The sequence below is a fragment of the Streptomyces sp. NPDC058637 genome (genome assembly GCF_042717325.1).
Taxonomy (GTDB): Bacteria; Actinomycetota; Actinomycetes; order Streptomycetales; family Streptomycetaceae; genus Streptomyces.
In genome coordinates this window covers 89,671-107,569 of record NZ_JBHXRD010000003.1, presented here as the reverse complement: position 1 = coordinate 107,569, position 17,899 = coordinate 89,671, and the positions used below count along the sequence as shown (strand labels likewise).

Here is a 17,899-nt window from a genome sequence, read left to right as displayed (position 1 = left end):
CGTCGGACGGGCGCCGTCCCTGTGCCGTGCCCGCACCTCCGTATCCGAAAGGATCTCCATGACCCCCGCTTCCGAGCGCACCTGGCTGCGCCCGACCTCCGACGACCGCACCGTGCGATTCGCCTACGGGGCCGACTACAACCCGGAGCAGTGGCCACGAGAGGTGTGGAAGGAGGACGTCCGGCTGATGCGCGAGGCCGGGGTGACGGTCGTCTCCGTCGCGATCTTCTCCTGGGCCCGTCTGCAACCCGCCGAGGACCGGTGGGACTTCGAGTGGCTGGACGAGGTGCTCGACCTGCTGCACAGCAACGGGATCGCGGTCGACCTCGCCACGGCCACCGCCTCGCCGCCGCCCTGGCTCACCACCCTGCACCCGGAGATCCTGCCGGTCACCCGCACCGGCGAGACCCTCTCCCAAGGCGCACGACAGCACTGGCGGCCCACCTCCCCGGTCTTCCGCAGGTACGCCCTGAAGCTCGTCGAGGCCATGGCCACCCGCTACGGCAACCACCCCGCGCTGGCCGCCTGGCACATCTCCAACGAGCTCGGCTGCCACAACGTCTACGACTACTCCGACGACGCGGCCCTGGCTTTCCGCGACTGGCTGCGCGCCCGCTACGTCACGCTCGACGCGCTCAACAGCGCCTGGGCGACCTCCTTCTGGTCGCAGTACTACGGCGAGTGGGAACAGATCCAGCCGCCGCGACTCGCCGCGAGCCACGCCAATCCCGGCCAGCAGCTCGACTTCAAGCGGTTCTCGTCAGACGCGCTGAAGGACTACCTCCGCGCCGAGCGCGAGATCCTGCGGCGCGTCACCCCCGAGATCCCCGCCACCACCAACTTCATGGTGATGGGCGAGACCAAGGCCATGAACTACCCCGAGTGGGCGGCCGAGATCGACTTCGTCTCCAACGACCACTACGCGCACCCCGGACCCCAGCGCCTGGACGAGCTCTCCTTCTCCGCAGGCCTCACCCACTCCATCGCGGACGGCAAGCCGTGGTTCCTGATGGAGCACTCGACCAGCGCCGTCAACTGGCAGCCCGTCAACCTCGCCAAGAGCCGGGGCGAACTCGCCCGTGACTCCCTGGTCCACGTCGCCCACGGCGCCGACGCGGTCTGCTTCTTCCAGTGGCGCCAGTCCGCCGCGGGGGCCGAGAAGTACCACTCCGCGATGGTCCCGCACGCGGGCCCGGACAGCGACGTGTTCCGCGCCGTGACCGCCCTCGGACGCACGCTGGAGGCACTCACCCCGGTCACCGGCTCCGTACGCGAGCCCGCGCGGGCCGCCCTCGTGTACGACTGGGAGTCCTGGTGGGCGGTCGAGCGCGACTCCCAGCCGACCTCCCTGCTGCGCTACCGCCAGGAAGCCCTCGACTGGTACTCCGCCTTCCTGGCCCTGGGCGTCCGGGTGGACGTCGTCACCACCGCGAGCGACCTCACGGGGTACGACTTCGTCGCGGCCCCCGTCCTGCACGTCGTCCCCCGGGACCTCGCCGCCCGGCTGGACGCCTACGTGCGCGGAGGCGGTCACCTCGTCACCACCTACTACTCGGGTGTCGTCGACGAGAACGACCACGTCTACCTCGGCGGTTACCCCGGCGCCCTGCGTGATCTGCTGGGCATCCGCGTAGAGGAGTTCGCACCCCTGCGGGACGGCGCGGACGTGCGCCTCGACAACGGCCTCACCGGCACCCTGTGGACGGACCAGATCGACGTGACCGACTCCGAGGTCACGGTCCTCGCGCGCTACGAGGACGGGGACCAGGCGGGGCGCCCCGCCATCACCCGGCGCGCCCTGGAGGACGGCGGCTCCGCCGCCTACGTCTCCACCCGGCTGGGCAGCCACGGACTGCCCGAGGTACTGGGGGTACTGCTGTCCGGGGCCGGCGTGACCAGCGACCTGCCCGGGAGCGCGCGCGGGCGGGTGGAGCTGACCGTGCGGACCGACGGCTCGGACTCGTACTGGTTCCTCGTCAACCGTACGGACGAGGACGTCACGTTCGACGCGGTGGCCGGCGAGGCCCTGACCGGACCCGCGCCGACCGCCGACGGAGGCCTGGTGCTTCCCCCGCGTGACGTCGCCGTCCTCCGCGTGGCCGCCGGGACTCCGCTCTTCCCGTAGCGCCGGGTGTGCCCTGCGGGACGGGAACGTCCCGCAGGGCACACGTGCGTCCGGGGCGGGGGCCCCAGGCGCGGGATCAGCCGAATGGACCTGCCCTGTACCGATCGTTGCGCTGTCCGGCTGACGTGGCTCAAGGACCCCACCGGATGTGGACGAAGGGTCAGGTGTCCGCACCTCGTGGGCCTGTCCCGGGTCCGCGACCGGCTCCTCCGTACCAAGGGAGAACGCATGCGCGCCCGCTGGGCACCAGCCGCTCTACTGCTGATCGCCCCCCTGATCGGCACCGCCCCGGCCACGGCCGACACCGGCGAGACCCTCGTGCCGGTGCAGAAGTCGTCCCGGGCCGTGCCCGGTCAGTACATCGTCACCCTCTCGTCCGGGCAGACACCGAGCGCCATGGCCGAACGGATCGGGGTCACCCCCCTGTTCACCTACCGCAAGGTCCTGCACGGGTTCGCCGCCTCGCTCACCGCGGCCCAGCTGGAGAAGGTGCGCGGCACCGCGGGCGTCCAGGCCGTCGAGGAGAACAGCGAGGCCTCCGTCGCCCCGCCCGCCGTCAAGGGAAAGCCGAAGACCCGTGCGGTGGCGGAGAGCTGGGGGCTGGACCGGATCGACCAGCGGACGCTGCCGCTGGACGGCGTCTACGACGTGGCCGGGACGGGGCAGGGCGTGACCGCCTACATCCTGGACACCGGCATCGAGACCGCGCACAGCGAGTTCGGCGGCCGGGTGGGCGCCGGTTACGACGCCGTCGGTGACGGCCGCAACGGCGAGGACTGCAACGGCCACGGCACCCACGTGGCCGGTACGGTGGCCGGCGCGACGTACGGCGTCGCCCGCTCGGCCTCGCTCGTCCCCGTGCGGGTCCTGAACTGCGAGGGCTCGGGCACCTGGGCCGGGGTCATCGCCGGCCTCGACTGGATCGCGCAGAACGCCGAGCAGCCCGCCGTGGTCAACGCCTCCCTCGGCGGCCCCTCCTCGTCGGCCGTCGACGACGCGTTCGACGCGCTCGCGGACCAGGGCACCCTGCCCGTCGTCGCCGCGGGCAACGAGAACCAGAACGCCTGCAACGTCTCCCCGGCCCGCGCCCACGGCGTCGTCGCCGTGGGCGCCGGTGACGACCAGGACCGCCAGGCGACGTTCAGCAACTGGGGCACCTGCGTGGGGCTGTACGCCCCCGGGGTGGGCATCGTCTCCGCAGGGCTCGGCGGAGGATCCTCGACGCTCAGCGGTACGTCCATGGCCAGCCCGCACGTCGCCGGGGTCGTCGCGCTGCTCAAGGAGCAGAACCCCGACGCGACGCCGCAGGAGGTCACCGACCGGCTCGCCGCCGAGGCGACCTCCGATGTGCTGACGAATCTGGGTACGGGCTCGCCCGACCTGCTCCTGCACACCGGGGAACTCTGACCGCGCCGACGGTTGCCGGTGAGCGGGGCCCGCGTTCTGTCGCGGGCCCCGCTCCGTGCTGCGCCGTGGAACAGGGGCTTTCCACGGGCTTCCACTTCTACGCAAACAGCTTGCGTGTTTTTCGTGCCCCTTTCGCCGTCCGAACAAGGCTCCTGACGGCGCCGACTAGTGCATATTTGTGGCCTGTTGATGTCCCTCGACCCGCCTCTCCCGGGTTCCGGGTTCTGTCCGAACAGTGGACGCTCTCGCATCGCTCTGCAATTCTCTGACTGTCAAGCGCAAAACAGAGCTTGGTGCATGTGGAAATAGCTATCGCAGAGCCGCACAGGCAGACCTCACAGACAGAGCCGCGCCCTCGGCGCCCCGTGCCGAGGCGGGAGATCGGGGACCCATGAGAGTCCAACGCTGGAGACGGCGGGCCGTTTCAGCAGCTGTCACCACCAGTCTTCTGATGATCGGATGGCCGTCGCTCACCGCCGCGGCGGCCGACGGTCCCAGCATCGCCGCGGGCCGGACCGCGGCGGCGAGCAGCGCCGACGGCGAGTACACCGCCCGGAACGTGACGGACGGCGACCGGTCGACGTACTGGGAAGGGTCGGGCGACTCACTGCCGCAGTGGGTGCAGACCGACCTCGGCCCGGGCGGTGCCCGGATAGACGAGGTGACCCTGAGGCTCCCCGCGGGATGGGAGAGCAGGAAACAGGAACTCTCCGTCCTGGGGAGCGCGGACGGCACGAGTTTCTCGACCCTGAAGAACTCGGCCACGTACACCTTCGGGCCCGGCGCGTCCAACACCGTGACGATCCCCTTGCCGGCCACGAAGACCCGCTTCGTGCGGGTGCACATCACCGCCAACACGGCGGGACGCAACGCCCAGCTCGCCGAGCTGGAGGTCCGTGAGGCCGAGGAGTCCTCGGTCGACCTCGCCGCCGGCAAGACCCTCACGGCGAGCAGCCACACCGAGACGTACGTGGCGGCGCACGGCAACGACGGCAACCGGGCCAGCTACTGGGAGAGCCGCAACAACGCGCTCCCGCAGTGGCTCCAGGTGGACCTCGGAGCATCCGTCCGGGTGAACAGGGCCGTCCTGCGCCTGCCCGACGGCTGGCCGCGGCGGACCCAGACCCTGAAGATCCAGGGCAGCACGAACGGTTCGGACTTCAGCGACCTGACCGCGGCCGAGGCGTACGGCTTCGACGCCGCGGGCGGGCAGTCGGCGACCGTCTCCTTCGACGCCACCACCACCCGCCACGTACGGGTACTCGTCACCGCCAACTCGGTGCAGCCCGCCGCGCAGGTCTCCGAACTGGAGGTCTACGGGCCGGAAACCGGGGACACGCAGGCACCCACCGCCCCCGCCGGCCTGGCCTTCACCGAGCCGTCCACCGGGCAGATCAGACTGACCTGGAAGGCGTCCTCGGACGACACGGGCGTCACCGGCTACGACGTCTACGCCGGGAACACGCTGCTGACCACCGTGGCGGGTGGCGTCACCACCTACACCGACACCCGGCCCGCCGGTGAGAGCGTCTCCTACCACGTCCGGGCGAGGGACGCGGCGGGCAACGTGTCGGGCAACAGCAACACCGTCACCCGCAAGGGCGACTCGGGTGACACGCAGGCGCCCACCGCCCCCTCGGGGCTGGCCTTCACCGAGCCGTCCCCGGGACAGATCAAGCTGTCCTGGCAGGCGTCCTCGGACGACAAGGGCGTCACCGGCTACGACGTCTACGCCGACAACGTGCTCCGCGGGAGCGTGGCCGGTGACGTCACCACGTACACCGACACGCAGTCCACGGCCACGACCGTCAGCTACGTCGTGCGGGCCGAGGACGCGGCCGGCAACATATCCGGCGCCAGCAACACGGTGACCCGCAACGGCTCGACGAACGCCGCCTCCAACGTGGCCGTCGGCAAGCCGATCACCGCCTCGTCCGTGGTCCACACGTACGTCGCGGCCAACGCCAACGACAACTCCCTCACCACCTACTGGGAGGGAGCGGGCGGAAGCTACCCCAACACCCTGACGGTGAAGCTCGGGTCCAACACCGACACCGAGCGCGTCGTCGTGAAGCTGAACCCCGACGGCAGCTGGGGCGCGCGCACCCAGAGCATCCAGGTCCTCGGGCGGGAGCAGGACGCCACGGCCTTCACCAGCCTGGCCGCCGCCAAGGACTACGCGTTCAGCCCCGCGACGGGCAACACGGTGACGATCCCGGTCACCGCCAGGGTCGCCGACGTCCAGCTGCGGTTCACCGCCAACAGCGGGTCCGGAGCCGGCCAGGTCGCCGAGTTCCAGGTGCTGGGCACGCCGGCACCCAACCCGAACCTGCAGGTCTCGGCCGTCAGCGCCTCCCCGGCCACGCCGGTGGAATCGGACGACATCACCCTCTCGGCAACCGTACGCAACACGGGCGCCGTCGCCGCTCCGGCGGGCAGGCTCGACTTCGAGCTGGGGGGCTCCAAGGTCGCGACCGCCCCGGTGGGCGCTCTCGCCGCCGGGGCCTCCGCACAGGTCACCGCCCGTATCGGAGCACGTGACGCAGGCAGCTACACGCTGGGCGCGGTCGTCGACCCGGCGGGCGAGATCATCGAACAGAACGAGACCGACAACCGCTACACCGCCGGCACCCCGCTGGTCGTGAAGCCGGTCTCCAGCTCGGACCTCGTCGCGGGCGCGGTCACCACCACCCCGTCCTCCCCGGCCCAGGGCGACACCGTGACCTTCTCCGTCGTCCTCAGGAACCAGGGCACCGTCGCCTCCGCGAGCGGCAGCCACGGCATCACCCTCAACCTGGTCGACGCCAAGGGCGCCACGGTGAAGACCCTCACCGGAGCGCACAACGGGGCCGTCGCCGCGGGCTCCATGACGGCGGCCGTCCCCCTCGGCACCTGGACGGCCGTCAACGGCTCGTACACGCTGAAGCTGGTGGTCGCCGACGACGCCAACGAACTGCCGGTGAAGCGCGAGAACAACACCCGCACCGAATCGCTCTTCGTCGGGCGCGGCGCCGACATGCCGTTCGACATGTACGAGGCGGAGGACGGCGTCACGGGCGGCGGAGCCAAGGTGGTCGGCCCCAACCGGACCGTCGGCGACGTCGCGGGCGAGGCGTCGGGACGCAAGGCCGTCACGCTCGACAGCACGGGCAACTACGTCGAGTTCACCACCCGGGCGTCCACGAACACGCTGGTCACCCGGTTCTCCATCCCGGACTCCGCGGGCGGCGGCGGCATCGAGTCGAAGCTCAACATCTATGTGGACGGCACCTTCCTGGAGGCCGTCGACCTCACCTCGAAGTACGCGTGGCTGTACGGGAACGAGACCGGCCCCGGCAACTCCCCGGGCGCCGGAGCACCCCGGCACATCTACGACGAGGCGAACGTCATGCTGGGCAGGACCGTCCCGGCCGGCAGCAAGGTCCGGCTGCAGAAGGACGCGGCCAACACCAGCACCTACGCGATCGACTTCGTCAGCCTGGAGCAGGTCTCCCAGGTCGCCAACCCGGATCCGGCCACGTACACGGTGCCCGCCGGCTTCACCCACCAGGACGTGCAGAACGCCCTGGACAAGGTCCGCATGGACACCACGGGGACCCTGGTGGGCGTCTACCTGCCCGCCGGTGACTACTCCACTGCCAACAAGTTCCAGGTCTACGGCAAGGCGGTGAAGGTCGTCGGCGCGGGCCCCTGGTACACCCGCTTCCGCGCCCCGTCCACACAGGACAACACCGACATCGGGTTCCGTGCGGAGGCGAGTGCGAAGGGTTCGTCGTTCTCGAACTTCGCCTACTTCGGCAACTACACGTCCCGCATCGACGGGCCGGGCAAGGTGTTCGACTTCTCCAACGTCTCGGACATCGTGATCGACAACATCTGGAACGAGCACATGGTGTGCCTCTACTGGGGCGCCAACACCGACGACGTCACCATCAAGAACTCCCGGATCCGGAACATGTTCGCCGACGGCATCAACATGACCAACGGATCCACCGACAACCACGTCACCAACAACGAGGCGCGGGCCACCGGGGACGACAGCTTCGCGCTGTTCTCGGCGATCGACTCCGGCGGCTCGGACATGAAGAACAACGTCTACGAGAACCTGACGTCGATCCTCACCTGGCGGGCCGCGGGTGTGGCCGTGTACGGCGGGTACGACAACACCTTCCGGAACATCCACATCGCCGACACCCTGGTCTACTCCGGCATCACCGTCAGTTCGCTGGACTTCGGCTATCCGATGAACGGATTCGGGACCGGTCCCACCGCGATCGAGAACGTGTCGATCCTACGGTCGGGCGGGCACTTCTGGGGGTCGCAGACCTTCCCGGGCATCTGGCTCTTCTCGGCCTCCAAGGTCTTCCAGGGCATCCGGATCTCCCATGTGGACATCGTCGACCCGACGTACAGCGGGATCATGTTCCAGACGAGCTACGTCGGCGGGCAGCCCCAGTTCCCGATCAAGGACACGGTGCTCACCGACATCTCGATCACCGGGGCGCGCAAGAGCGGTGACGCGTTCGACGCGAAGTCCGGATTCGGGCTCTGGGCCAACGAGATGCCCGAGGCGGGCCAGGGCCCCGCGGTCGGTGAGGTCACGTTCAACGGGCTGGAGATGAGCGGCAACGCCCAGGACGTGAAGAACGGCACCTCCACCTTCAAGATCAACATCAACCCGTAGGGAGCGGGTGCGGGGTGGTCCGCGGTATGTCCGCGGGCCACCCCGTCCGCACTGCGATCCGAGTACGCGCCTTGCAGCAGGAAGTCAGGCGTTTGCAAGGATTGCGCTAGCGTTGCGGTCATGACGCGACGACTTGCCCAGGTGGCGAAGCAGGTAGGGGTCAGTGAGGCCACGGTCAGCCGCGTGCTCAACGGCAAACCCGGAGTCTCCCGGACCACCCGTCAGTCGGTGCTGACCGCACTCGACGTGCTGGGCTACGAGCGGCCGACCCAGCTGCGCGGCGAGCGGGCCCGGCTCGTGGGGCTGGTCCTGCCCGAGCTGCAGAACCCGATCTTTCCGGCCTTCGCCGAGGTGATCGGCGGCTCCCTCGCACAGCAGGGCCTCACGCCCGTGCTGTGCACCCAGACCAAGGGCGGCGTCTCCGAGGCCGACTACGTCGAACTGCTCCTCCAACAGCAGGTGTCCGGCGTCGTCTTCGCGGGAGGGCTCTTCGCCCAGGCCGACGAGCCCCACGACCACTACCACCGGCTCGCCGACCGCCGCATCCCGGTCGTGCTCATCAACGCGCCCATCGAGGGGCTGGACTTCCCCTGCGTGTCGTGCGACGACGCCGTCGCGGTCGAGCGGGCGTGGCGCCATCTGGTGTCCCTCGGTCACGAGCGCATCGGCCTCGTCCTCGGGCCCTCCGACCACGTGCCCTCCCGGCGCAAGCTCGCCGCGGCGCTCGCCGTTGCGGGAGCGCTCCCGGCGGACCGTGTCGAGCGCTCCCTGTTCTCCCTGGAGGGCGGCCATGCCTCGGCCTCGCGCCTGCTGGAACGGGGTGTCACCGGGATCGTCTGCGCGAGCGACCCGCTGGCCCTGGGTGCCGTGCGGGCCGCCCGCCGGCGCGGCCTCGCGGTCCCCGCGGACGTCTCGGTCGTCGGCTTCGACGACTCGGCCTTCATGAACTGCACCGACCCGCCTCTGACCACGGTCCGTCAGCCCATCGAGGCGATGGGGCGGGCGGCCGTCGAACTGCTCTCCACGCTGATCCAGGGCGGAGCCGTACCGCCCGGCGAGCTCCTCTTCGAACCCGAGCTGGTGGTCCGGGGATCGACGGCGAAGGCGCGCCGCTGAGGGGTCCCGCGGCGGCCGGTGCGGGGCGCGCGGTGGACGCGGGCCACGCACCGGATGCGGAAGACTGTCAAGCATTTACGAAAAGTGCGCGAGATATTGCGTTCACATGTCGGCGGTGGTTGAGTGAGCCGCGCCCCGGCAGAGAGTTCGCCGAGGGCCTTCCATGCTCATGCCCGAAGGGGACCACCGATGAGAAGTGCTGGCTTCCGCCGATCTCGCACACGTCGAACCTCCGCCGCCGCGCTCGTCACCGCCCTCGCCCTGACTGCTCTTGCCTCCTGCGGCACGAGCAGCAGCAACAGCGAGGAAGGCGACAACGCCTCAGGCAGCGGCTCGTCCGATCCGTCAGCACCGCTGGACCCGAAGGCCAAGGTGACGCTGTCGATCGACTGCATGCCGCCGGCCGCGAAGGCCGCGGAGCTGCGGGAGTGGAAAGAGGACATCAAGACGTTCGGCGAGATCTACCCGAACGTCAAGATCAACGGGAAGTCCACGCCCGGACAGTGCCTGGAGCCGCCGCGCTTCACGGCGATGCTCAAGGGCAAGTCCCAGCCCGACGTCTTCTACGCCTACTTCACCGACCTCCAGCAGGTGCTGGACAACGACGGGGCGGAGGACATCTCCGCGTACGTGACCGACAGGACCGTCCCCGCGCTGAAGGACATCCAGCCGCAGGTGATCGACGTCGCGCGCAAGGACGGCAAGCTCTACGCCCTGCCGACCAGCAACTACACCATGGGCCTGATCATCAACCGGAAGCTGTTCACGCAGGCGGGTCTGGACCCGAACAGCCCGCCGTCCACCTGGGAAGAGGTCCGCGCGGCCTCCAAGAAGATCGCGGCGCTCGGCAAGGGCATCGCCGGCTTCGGGGAGTACAGCGCCGGCAACAACGGCGGCTGGCACTTCGCCGCCACGCAGTACGGCCTCGGCGGTGACGTGGTGGACGCCAGTGGCAAGAAGGCGGCCTTCAACGACGACAAGGGCAAGCAGGTCCTCCAGCAGCTGCACGACATGCGCTGGAAGGACGACAGCATGGGGAAGACCCAGCTGCTGAAGTGGGGTGACCTGCAGAAGCAGATATCCACCGACAAGCTCGGCATGTTCCTCGCCGCGCCCGACGACATCGCCTACATGGTGCAGCAACTCGGCGCGAAGTACGAGAACTTCGGACTCGGCCCGATCCCCGGCGCGCAGGGCACCCTGTTCGGCGGCAACAACTACATGATCAAGAAGGGCAGTTCGCCCGACAAGATCAAGGCCGCCGTCGCCTGGCTGAACTTCAAGAACCTCAGCCCCGGCAAGGGCCAGTTCGACTGGGCACGCACCAAGGCGGACCAGTTGCCCGTCGGACTGCCGCAGCCGAACTTCTTCACCGGCGAGAGCAAGACGGTGGACGACGCCGCACGCGCCGCGAACGCGACCATGCCGGTCGAGAACTTCAAGGCATTCATGGACAACCCCGTCCAGGGCAAGGCCGAGCCCCCCAAGGCCCAGGAGATCTACAAGATCCTCGACGTCGCGATGTCAGGAGTCCTGACCAACGAGGACGCCGACATCGACAAGCTGCTCGACACCGCGGAGCAGCAGGTCAACCAGGTGCTGGCGAATCAGTGACGGACGCGCGGGGCCGGGTTGCCCGGCCCCGCGATCCGGACCGCCCGACCGTGAGTGACCGAACCGGCACCGAGGAGACACCATGTCGGCCCCCACCCTGTCCGCGAGCAAGCCGGGCCCGGCGCCCCGTGGACACCACCGCCCGGCCGGGCGGAACGCCGCCCGCGAGGAGTTCGCGCGCGCCCTGCGCCGCAACCTCTCCGCACACGGCTTCCTGATCGGCGCGGTTCTCTGCTTCTCGTTCTTCTCCTGGTACCCGATGGTCCGGGAGTTCTTCCTGGCCTTCCAGAAGACCGAGGACGGACGTACGACCTGGGCCGGCTGGTCCAACCTGAGCTATGTCTTCAACGACCCGGCCTTCTGGCAGGCCTGGCGCAACACCCTGCTCTTCACCGTGCTCGCGCTCGTCCTGGGCTTCGCGGTCCCGTTCGTCATCGCCGTCGTGCTGAACGAGTTCCGGCACGCCCAGGGATACCTGCGGCTGCTGGTCTACCTGCCGGTCATGCTGCCGCCGGTCGCCTCGGTGCTGCTCTTCAAGTACTTCTACGACCCCGGCTACGGACTCTTCAACCGCATCTTCGAATTCCTCCATCTGCCCGCCCAGCAATGGCTCCAGGACCCGGACACCTCGATGCTCTCCGTCGTCATCGCGGCCACCTGGATGAACATGGGCGGAGCAACCCTGATCTACCTCGCCGCCCTCCAGGGAATCCCCGGCGAGCTGTACGAGGCGGCCGAGCTCGACGGGGCCGGTCTGCTGCGCAAGATCTGGCACGTCACCATCCCGCAGACCCGGCTCATCCTGTCGCTGCTGCTGCTCATGCAGATCATCGCGACGATGCAGGTCTTCACCGAACCCTTCCTGCTCACCAACGGCGCGGGCCCCGAGGGGTCCACGACGACGGTCGTCTACCTCATCTACCAGTACGCCTTCAACTTCAACAACTACGGCAGCGCGGCGGCTCTCGGACTCGTCCTGCTCGTCGTACTCGCGGGATTCTCCGCCGCGTACGTACGCCTCAGCCGCAGCAGCGAAGACTAGGACGGGAGCACGACGATGGCATCGAACACCCTTGTCTCCCGGCGCGGGACCGGAGGGCCGCGCGCCGGCCGGAGCCGTGAGACCGCCCAGGCCCGCCAGCGCACACTGATCTCACCGGCCCAGCTGGGCCGCCGCCGCGGGAAGGCGGTCTACTGGATCGTCTTCGCCCTGGTCCTCGTCGGCTTCACCCTCGTCTTCCTCGGCCCCCTGTACTGGATGGTCACCGGCGGCCTGAAGACCACCCAGGAAGTCGTACAGAGCCCGCCCACGGCCTTCCCCACCTCGATCCACACGGAGAACTACTCCCAGGCGTGGAACGTGATGGACCTGTCCAGGCTGCTCTTCAACACCCTGTACTACGCGTTCGGCGCGCTGGCCTTCCAGCTCGTCTTCGACGTGGCCGCCGCCTACTCGCTCTCCAAACTGCGGCCGCTCTTCGGCAAGGTCATCCTCGGCATGATGCTCGCCACCCTGATGATCCCGGCGACCGTCCTCGTCGTCCCGCAGTACCTCACCGTGCTCGACGTGCCGATCTTCGAACGCAACCTGCTCAACTCGCCCTGGGTGATCTGGCTCCCCTCCGTCACCAACGCCTTCAACATCTTCCTGCTGAAGCGGTTCTTCGACTCCATCCCGGGCGAACTGCTGGACGCCGCCGCCATCGACGGCGCCTCACCCCTGCGGACCCTGCGCTCGGTGGTGCTGCCCATCTCCCGGCCGATCCTCGGCGTCGTCTCCATCTTCGCGGTCGTCGGGGTGTGGAAGGACTTCCTCTGGCCCATGCTCACGCTGCCCGACCCGAGCAGACAGACGCTCAACGTGGGCATCTACTCGCTGGCCAGCGGAGTGCCGGAGAACGTCCTCATCGCCGCGCTCACCATCGCGTCCGTCCCGACCCTGCTGATCTTCCTGCTCTTCCAGCGCAACATCATGAGCGGTCTCACCGCGGGCGGCCTCAAGGGCTAGCAGTACCCCCGCCGTCCCCACCAGCGCTCCGCCGCCGGTCCTCCCACCACGCGCCCCGCGTCCGGGCCGGCGGCGGAGTACCTCCCTGCCCGAAAGGAACGTCACGTGGCAGCCATCCGCCCGACCGAGGCCACCGCACCCTGGTGGCGCGACGCCGCCATCTACCAGATCTACGTACGCAGCTTCGCCGACGGCGACGGGGACGGCACCGGCGACCTCGCGGGAGTGCGGGCCCGGCTGCCCTATCTCGTGGAACTGGGCGTGGACGCCCTCTGGTTCACCCCCTGGTACCTCTCACCGCTGGCCGACGGCGGCTACGACGTCGCCGACTACCGTGCCATCGACCCCGCCTTCGGCCACCTCGCCGAGGCGGAGAAGCTCATCGCGGAGGCCCGCGAGCTGGGCATCCGCACCATCATCGACATCGTCCCCAACCACGTCTCCGACCGGCACAGCTGGTTCCGCTCGGCCCTCGCGGCAGCCCCCGGCAGTCCCGAGCGCGACCTCTTCCACTTCCGGACAGGGCGGGGGGAGCACGGCGAGATCCCGCCCAACGGCTGGGTGTCCGAATTCGGCGGCACCCCCTGGACCCGGCTCGACGACGGCCAGTGGTACCTCCACCTGTTCGCCCCCGAGCAGCCGGACCTCAACTGGGCGCACCCGGCGGTCCGCCAGGAACACGAGGACGTCCTGCGCTTCTGGTTCGAGCGCGGCGTCGCCGGTGTACGGATCGACTCGGCGGCCCTCCTCGCGAAGGACCCCGCCCTGCCCGACTTCACCGAAGGCGTCGACCCCCATCCGTACACCGACCGCGACGAACTCCACGAGATCTACCGCTCCTGGCGCGCCATCGCGGACGAGTACGACGGCGTCTTCGTCGGCGAGGTCTGGCTACCGGACTCCGAGCGCTTCGCCCGCTACCTGCGCCCCGACGAGCTGCACACCGCCTTCAACTTCACCTTCCTGGCCTGCCCCTGGGATCCCGCACGGCTGCGCTCCGCGATCGACGACACCCTCGCCGAACACGCCCCCGTCGACGCCCCCGCCACCTGGGTGCTGTGCAACCACGACGTGACCCGGACCGTCACCCGCTACGGACGCAAGGAGACCGGCTTCGACTTCGCCGCCAAGGTCTTCGGCACCCCGACCGACCTGGAGCTCGGCACCCGCAGGGCCCGCGCCGCCGCCCTGCTGTCGCTGGCCCTGCCGGGCGCCGTCTACCTCTACCAGGGCGAGGAGCTCGGCCTGCCCGAGGCCGACATCCCCCGGGAGCGGATCCAGGACCCGATGCACCTGCGCTCCGGCGGCATCGACCCCGGGCGCGACGGCTGCCGGGTGCCGCTGCCGTGGTCCGGCCGGGAACCGTTCGCGGGATTCGGGTCCGAGACCGAACCCTGGCTGCCACAGCCCGCCTCCTGGCCCGCGTACGCCGCCGACGCGCAGAGCACCGACCCCGGGTCGATGCTCGCCCTCTACCGGGAGGCGCTGCGCCTGCGCCGCGCCACACCGGGATTCGCCGCGGCGCCGGGGGAGACGGCCGACGGCCGGCTGAACTGGCTGCCGTCCGGCCCCGGGGTGCTCGCCTTCGCCAGGAACCACGGGCTGGTCTGCGTCGTCAACCTGTCCGGCGGCCCGGTCCCGCTCCCCGCCCACACCGACGTCCTGCTGACCAGCGGTCCGCTGGACGCGGACGGCCTGCTGCCCGACGACACGGCGGCCTGGCTGCGGAGCTGACACCACCGCCCGGAGGGCGGCCCGCTCCGGGCCGCCCTCCGGGCGGGTCACGGGGCGGTCCGGCGGAGGAGCGGGGGAGCGGCGGCTGCGGCACAGTGGTCCTATGGACGACCTCAACGCTCTCGCCGACGAGCACCTGACCGCGGCCCGTGCGAACGCGCACGGACGCAGCGCGCACCTGCTGCTGCGGCAGGAACCGCTGCGGCAGACGGTGATCGCACTCACCTCGGGATCCGCCCTCGACGAGCACAACGCGCCGCCCGCCGCATCGCTCCAGGTGCTGCGGGGCTCGGTCCGGCTCACCGCCGCCTCCGGGGACGTGGACCTGGCATCGGGCGTGCTGCACCCGATCCCCCAGGAGCGGCACGGACTGCTGGCCCTGGAGGACGCCGTGGTGCTGCTGACCGCGGTGAACGACTGAGACCACCGGCCCCCCGCATACACCGGCGGGAACGAGGCATGAGAGAAAGGTGGCAGCCGGGCGTCCCGCCCCGCCGATCCTTCCCTCGTCCCCCCCCCCGGAGTGCCAGCGTGCCAAGGACCGACACCCCCGCCGCGGAACGCACCCCGCCCGCGCCGGGGCAGGCCCCACCGCCGACCTGGCGCACCGCCCTGCGCCGCACCCCGGCCTCCCTCTGGAACGACGACCTCTCCGACTGGGCGGCGGCCCTCACGTACTACGCCATCCTCGCCCTGCTGCCCGCGCTCCTGGTCACCGTGTCCGTCATCGGCCTCGCGAACCCCGGCGCCACCAGCAGCCTGATCACCGACATCACGGCCTTCGCGCCCGCCGAGTCCGGAGCGGCACTGCGCCAGCCCCTGGAGGCGGCCACCCAAGAGCGCACCGCCGTGTGGCTGCTCGTGGCCACCGGCAGCGTGAGCGCCGTCTGGTCCGCCTCCAGCTATCTGGCCGTCTTCCGCAGGGCGCTGCACGCCATGCACCGGGTGAAGGACACCAGGCCGCCGCTGCGCCAGGCGCACATCATCGTGGCGTCCGCGATGGGACTGCTCGTCCTGCTGATGGCCAGCGCCTTCGCCCTCGTCCTCACCGGCCCGCTGGCACGCTGGCTCGGGGAGCGGGCCGGATTCACCCGGGCCGGGGCGACCGTGTGGGAGGGCCTCAAGTGGCCCGTCCTGCTCTTTCTGGTCGCCTGCCTGATCCTGGTCCTCTTCAGCACCGGCCCGCGCAACGCCCGAGGCATCAGGCGCGGGCTGCCGGGCGGGGTGCTGGCCGCGTTCCTGTGGCTGTTCGCCTCGGCCGGATTCGCGCTGTACGCCACACACATCGGCAGCTACAGCCGGCTCTACGGATCGCTGGCCGGTCTGGTCGTCTTCCTGATCTGGATCTGGTTCACCAACCTGTCACTGCTGACGGGCGCCCAGTTCAACGTCGAACTGGCCCGTACGGAGGAGGTCGGCGGCTGAGCCGCGTGACCCTTGTGGGAGCGCTCCCAAATGGGCAGGATGGGGCGATGACCAAGGCTGCGCACGTACGTTCCTACCGTCCGGGTGACCGCGACGCCCTTGCCGACATCTGTATCAGCACGGCGGACAACGGCGGCGACTCCCGGCACCTCTACCCCGACCCCGGGCTGATGCCCGCGCTGTTCGCCGAGCCCTATGCCCACCTCGAACCAGAGCTGACGTTCGTCCTGGACGACGGGACGGGGCAGGCGGTCGGCTACATCCTGGGAACGGCGGACACCCGGCGCTTCGCCGACGCCTTCCGCGAGGTCTGGCTCCCTCGGGTGACGGAGCGCTTCCCCGCGCCCGCCGGGCCGCCGCGCACGCACGCCGAGCACATGACCGCCCTCCTGTACGACGCCGAGCGCATGATCCTGCCCCAGCTGGACGGGCATCCGGCGCACCTGCACATCGACCTGCTGCCGCCCTGGCAGCGCAAGGGGTACGGACGGGAACTGATGGGGACCTTCCTGGGCGCGCTCCACACCCGCGGGGTCCCGGCCGTCCACCTGTCCATGCTGACGGCGAACACCCCGGCCAGGGCGTTCTACGACCGGCTCGGTTTCCACGAGATCGAGGTGCCCGACCCGGGGCCGCTCACCTTCCTGGGACGCCCCACGGAGGGGTGTGGCGGCCACGGGGTGGGCAGGTAGTGGGATGCGACCTCGGGAGAGGGCCGAGGCGCGGGTGCGGAGGGGTGAGTGAGAGGTGAGGGACCAGAGCGCATGGAGGTTCACGGACGACCGCGGGCGGCTGACCGCGGTGGACCCGCGCCCGTCGAGGGTTCTCGCGTACGTCCAGGCGGGGGCGACGCTGTGGGACCACGGGATACACCCGCAGGGGATCTTCGGCTCCGGTCACGACGGCCCGGAGCCAGACCCCGCGAAGACCGGCACGCTCGCCCTGGACGCCGTGGACTACCGGGGCGCGGGTGACGGCCTGGACCTGGAAACCCTGTTACGCGGCGGCCCGGACCTGGTCGTGGCCGTCAGCTACGGACACGGCCAGATCTACGGGCTGGACCCGGACACCGCCAAGCACCTGGAGGAGCGGGTCCCGGTCGTCGTGATCGACGTGGGCCAGGCCCGCACCCTGGACCGGGTGGCCGAGCGGTTCGCGGAGCTGGCCCGCTCGCTCGGCGGCGCGCCGGCACCCGCCGCGGCAGAGGACCTCCGGGCCGCGCGGGAACGGCTGCGCGACGTGGCGGGCGCCGCGCCCGAAGGCCCCCGGGTGGTGGCGCTGTCACCGGCGGGGCCGGACCAGGCACATGTCGCCCGCCCCCGGATGTGGCCCGAACTGCGGGTGCTGGCCGAGCTCGGGGTCACCCTGGTGTCCCCGGCCGAGGGCACGGGGGTCAACTGGTCCACCACCGGCTGGACGGAGGCGGCGGAGCTCCGGCCGCACATCGTCCTCACGGACATCCGGTCCCACGCGACGCCGCTCGACGAGATCGACGCCCCCGCCTGGTCGGCGGTCGCGGGGGAAGCCCTGACCGTGCCGTGGAACCCGGAGCCCGTGTGCAGCCCACAGGCCCAGGCGCGCTTCCTCGGACTCGTGGCTGACGCGGTGGGGGCGGCGACGGCCGGCTGACGCGGACGGACCGCCCGGACCGGCGTGGCACGGCCGGCTTTCCGCTCGGCGGACCGGCCGGCGGCTGCTCCGTACGGGCGTGCCGGATCGCGCCCGCCCCCGTGGTTCGCGAGGCTGGCCCGGACGCGGGGACACGCGATCCCCCGTACCCCCAAGG

Annotated in this window: 12 protein-coding genes; all 12 read left to right on the top strand. The window is 70.5% G+C overall.

Annotated elements, in window-relative coordinates:
• The first annotated feature begins 58 nt into the window (after window positions 1–58).
• The 12 genes from ACFWVP_RS04190 to ACFWVP_RS04135 all read left to right on the top strand — a co-directional run bounded on the left by ACFWVP_RS04190 (window position 59) and on the right by ACFWVP_RS04135 (window position 17,742).
• Window positions 59–2,125, top strand: a complete 2,067-nt coding sequence (locus ACFWVP_RS04190; RefSeq protein WP_384493401.1) for a beta-galactosidase — start codon at window positions 59–61, stop codon at window positions 2,123–2,125.
• A gap of 228 nt (window positions 2,126–2,353) precedes the next feature.
• Complete coding sequence (locus ACFWVP_RS04185; protein ID WP_384493399.1) at window positions 2,354–3,532, top strand: S8 family peptidase; 1,179 nt, start codon at window positions 2,354–2,356, stop codon at window positions 3,530–3,532.
• 391 nt (window positions 3,533–3,923) lie between these two features.
• Window positions 3,924–8,216: a discoidin domain-containing protein gene (locus tag ACFWVP_RS04180; protein ID WP_384493398.1), complete on the top strand. Its 4,293-nt coding sequence runs from the start codon at window positions 3,924–3,926 to the stop codon at window positions 8,214–8,216.
• Between the two features lie 120 nt (window positions 8,217–8,336).
• Complete coding sequence (locus ACFWVP_RS04175; protein WP_384493396.1) at window positions 8,337–9,332, top strand: LacI family DNA-binding transcriptional regulator; 996 nt, start codon at window positions 8,337–8,339, stop codon at window positions 9,330–9,332.
• Window positions 9,333–9,521: 189 nt separating this feature from the next.
• On the top strand, window positions 9,522–10,946 hold the full coding sequence (locus ACFWVP_RS04170; protein WP_384493394.1) for an extracellular solute-binding protein: 1,425 nt from the start codon (window positions 9,522–9,524) through the stop codon (window positions 10,944–10,946).
• A gap of 82 nt (window positions 10,947–11,028) precedes the next feature.
• The gene (locus ACFWVP_RS04165; protein ID WP_384493393.1) at window positions 11,029–11,988 is read left to right on the top strand and encodes a carbohydrate ABC transporter permease; all 960 of its coding nucleotides are present in this window, start codon (window positions 11,029–11,031) and stop codon (window positions 11,986–11,988) included.
• Window positions 11,989–12,003: 15 nt separating this feature from the next.
• Entirely contained in the window at window positions 12,004–12,954 is a 951-nt protein-coding gene (locus ACFWVP_RS04160) for a carbohydrate ABC transporter permease (protein ID WP_384493392.1), read from the top strand.
• 105 nt (window positions 12,955–13,059) lie between these two features.
• The gene (locus tag ACFWVP_RS04155; protein WP_384493391.1) at window positions 13,060–14,688 is read left to right on the top strand and encodes a glycoside hydrolase family 13 protein; all 1,629 of its coding nucleotides are present in this window, start codon (window positions 13,060–13,062) and stop codon (window positions 14,686–14,688) included.
• Between the two features lie 103 nt (window positions 14,689–14,791).
• Window positions 14,792–15,109, top strand: coding sequence for a cupin (locus tag ACFWVP_RS04150; RefSeq protein WP_384493390.1), 318 nt, complete (start codon window positions 14,792–14,794; stop codon window positions 15,107–15,109).
• 110 nt (window positions 15,110–15,219) lie between these two features.
• Window positions 15,220–16,113 carry a YihY/virulence factor BrkB family protein gene (locus tag ACFWVP_RS04145; protein ID WP_384493389.1) on the top strand — a complete coding sequence of 298 codons (894 nt, stop codon included), beginning with the start codon at window positions 15,220–15,222 and terminating at the stop codon, window positions 16,111–16,113.
• 47 nt (window positions 16,114–16,160) lie between these two features.
• Window positions 16,161–16,805, top strand: a complete 645-nt coding sequence (locus ACFWVP_RS04140) for a GNAT family N-acetyltransferase (RefSeq protein ID WP_384493388.1) — start codon at window positions 16,161–16,163, stop codon at window positions 16,803–16,805.
• Between the two features lie 55 nt (window positions 16,806–16,860).
• A complete protein-coding gene (locus ACFWVP_RS04135) occupies window positions 16,861–17,742 on the top strand; it encodes an ABC transporter substrate-binding protein (protein ID WP_384493387.1) in 882 nt (293 codons plus the stop codon).
• Window positions 17,743–17,899: the final 157 nt, after the last annotated feature.

Coding starts and splice junctions, on each gene's coding strand:
- ACFWVP_RS04150 (WP_384493390.1), top strand. CDS start 14,792: ATGGACGACCTCAACGCTCTCGCCGACGAGCACCTGACCGCGGCCCGT.
- ACFWVP_RS04185 (WP_384493399.1), top strand. CDS start 2,354: ATGCGCGCCCGCTGGGCACCAGCCGCTCTACTGCTGATCGCCCCCCTG.
- ACFWVP_RS04190 (WP_384493401.1), top strand. CDS start 59: ATGACCCCCGCTTCCGAGCGCACCTGGCTGCGCCCGACCTCCGACGAC.
- ACFWVP_RS04175 (WP_384493396.1), top strand. CDS start 8,337: ATGACGCGACGACTTGCCCAGGTGGCGAAGCAGGTAGGGGTCAGTGAG.
- ACFWVP_RS04160 (WP_384493392.1), top strand. CDS start 12,004: ATGGCATCGAACACCCTTGTCTCCCGGCGCGGGACCGGAGGGCCGCGC.
- ACFWVP_RS04170 (WP_384493394.1), top strand. CDS start 9,522: ATGAGAAGTGCTGGCTTCCGCCGATCTCGCACACGTCGAACCTCCGCC.
- ACFWVP_RS04140 (WP_384493388.1), top strand. CDS start 16,161: ATGACCAAGGCTGCGCACGTACGTTCCTACCGTCCGGGTGACCGCGAC.
- ACFWVP_RS04180 (WP_384493398.1), top strand. CDS start 3,924: ATGAGAGTCCAACGCTGGAGACGGCGGGCCGTTTCAGCAGCTGTCACC.
- ACFWVP_RS04165 (WP_384493393.1), top strand. CDS start 11,029: ATGTCGGCCCCCACCCTGTCCGCGAGCAAGCCGGGCCCGGCGCCCCGT.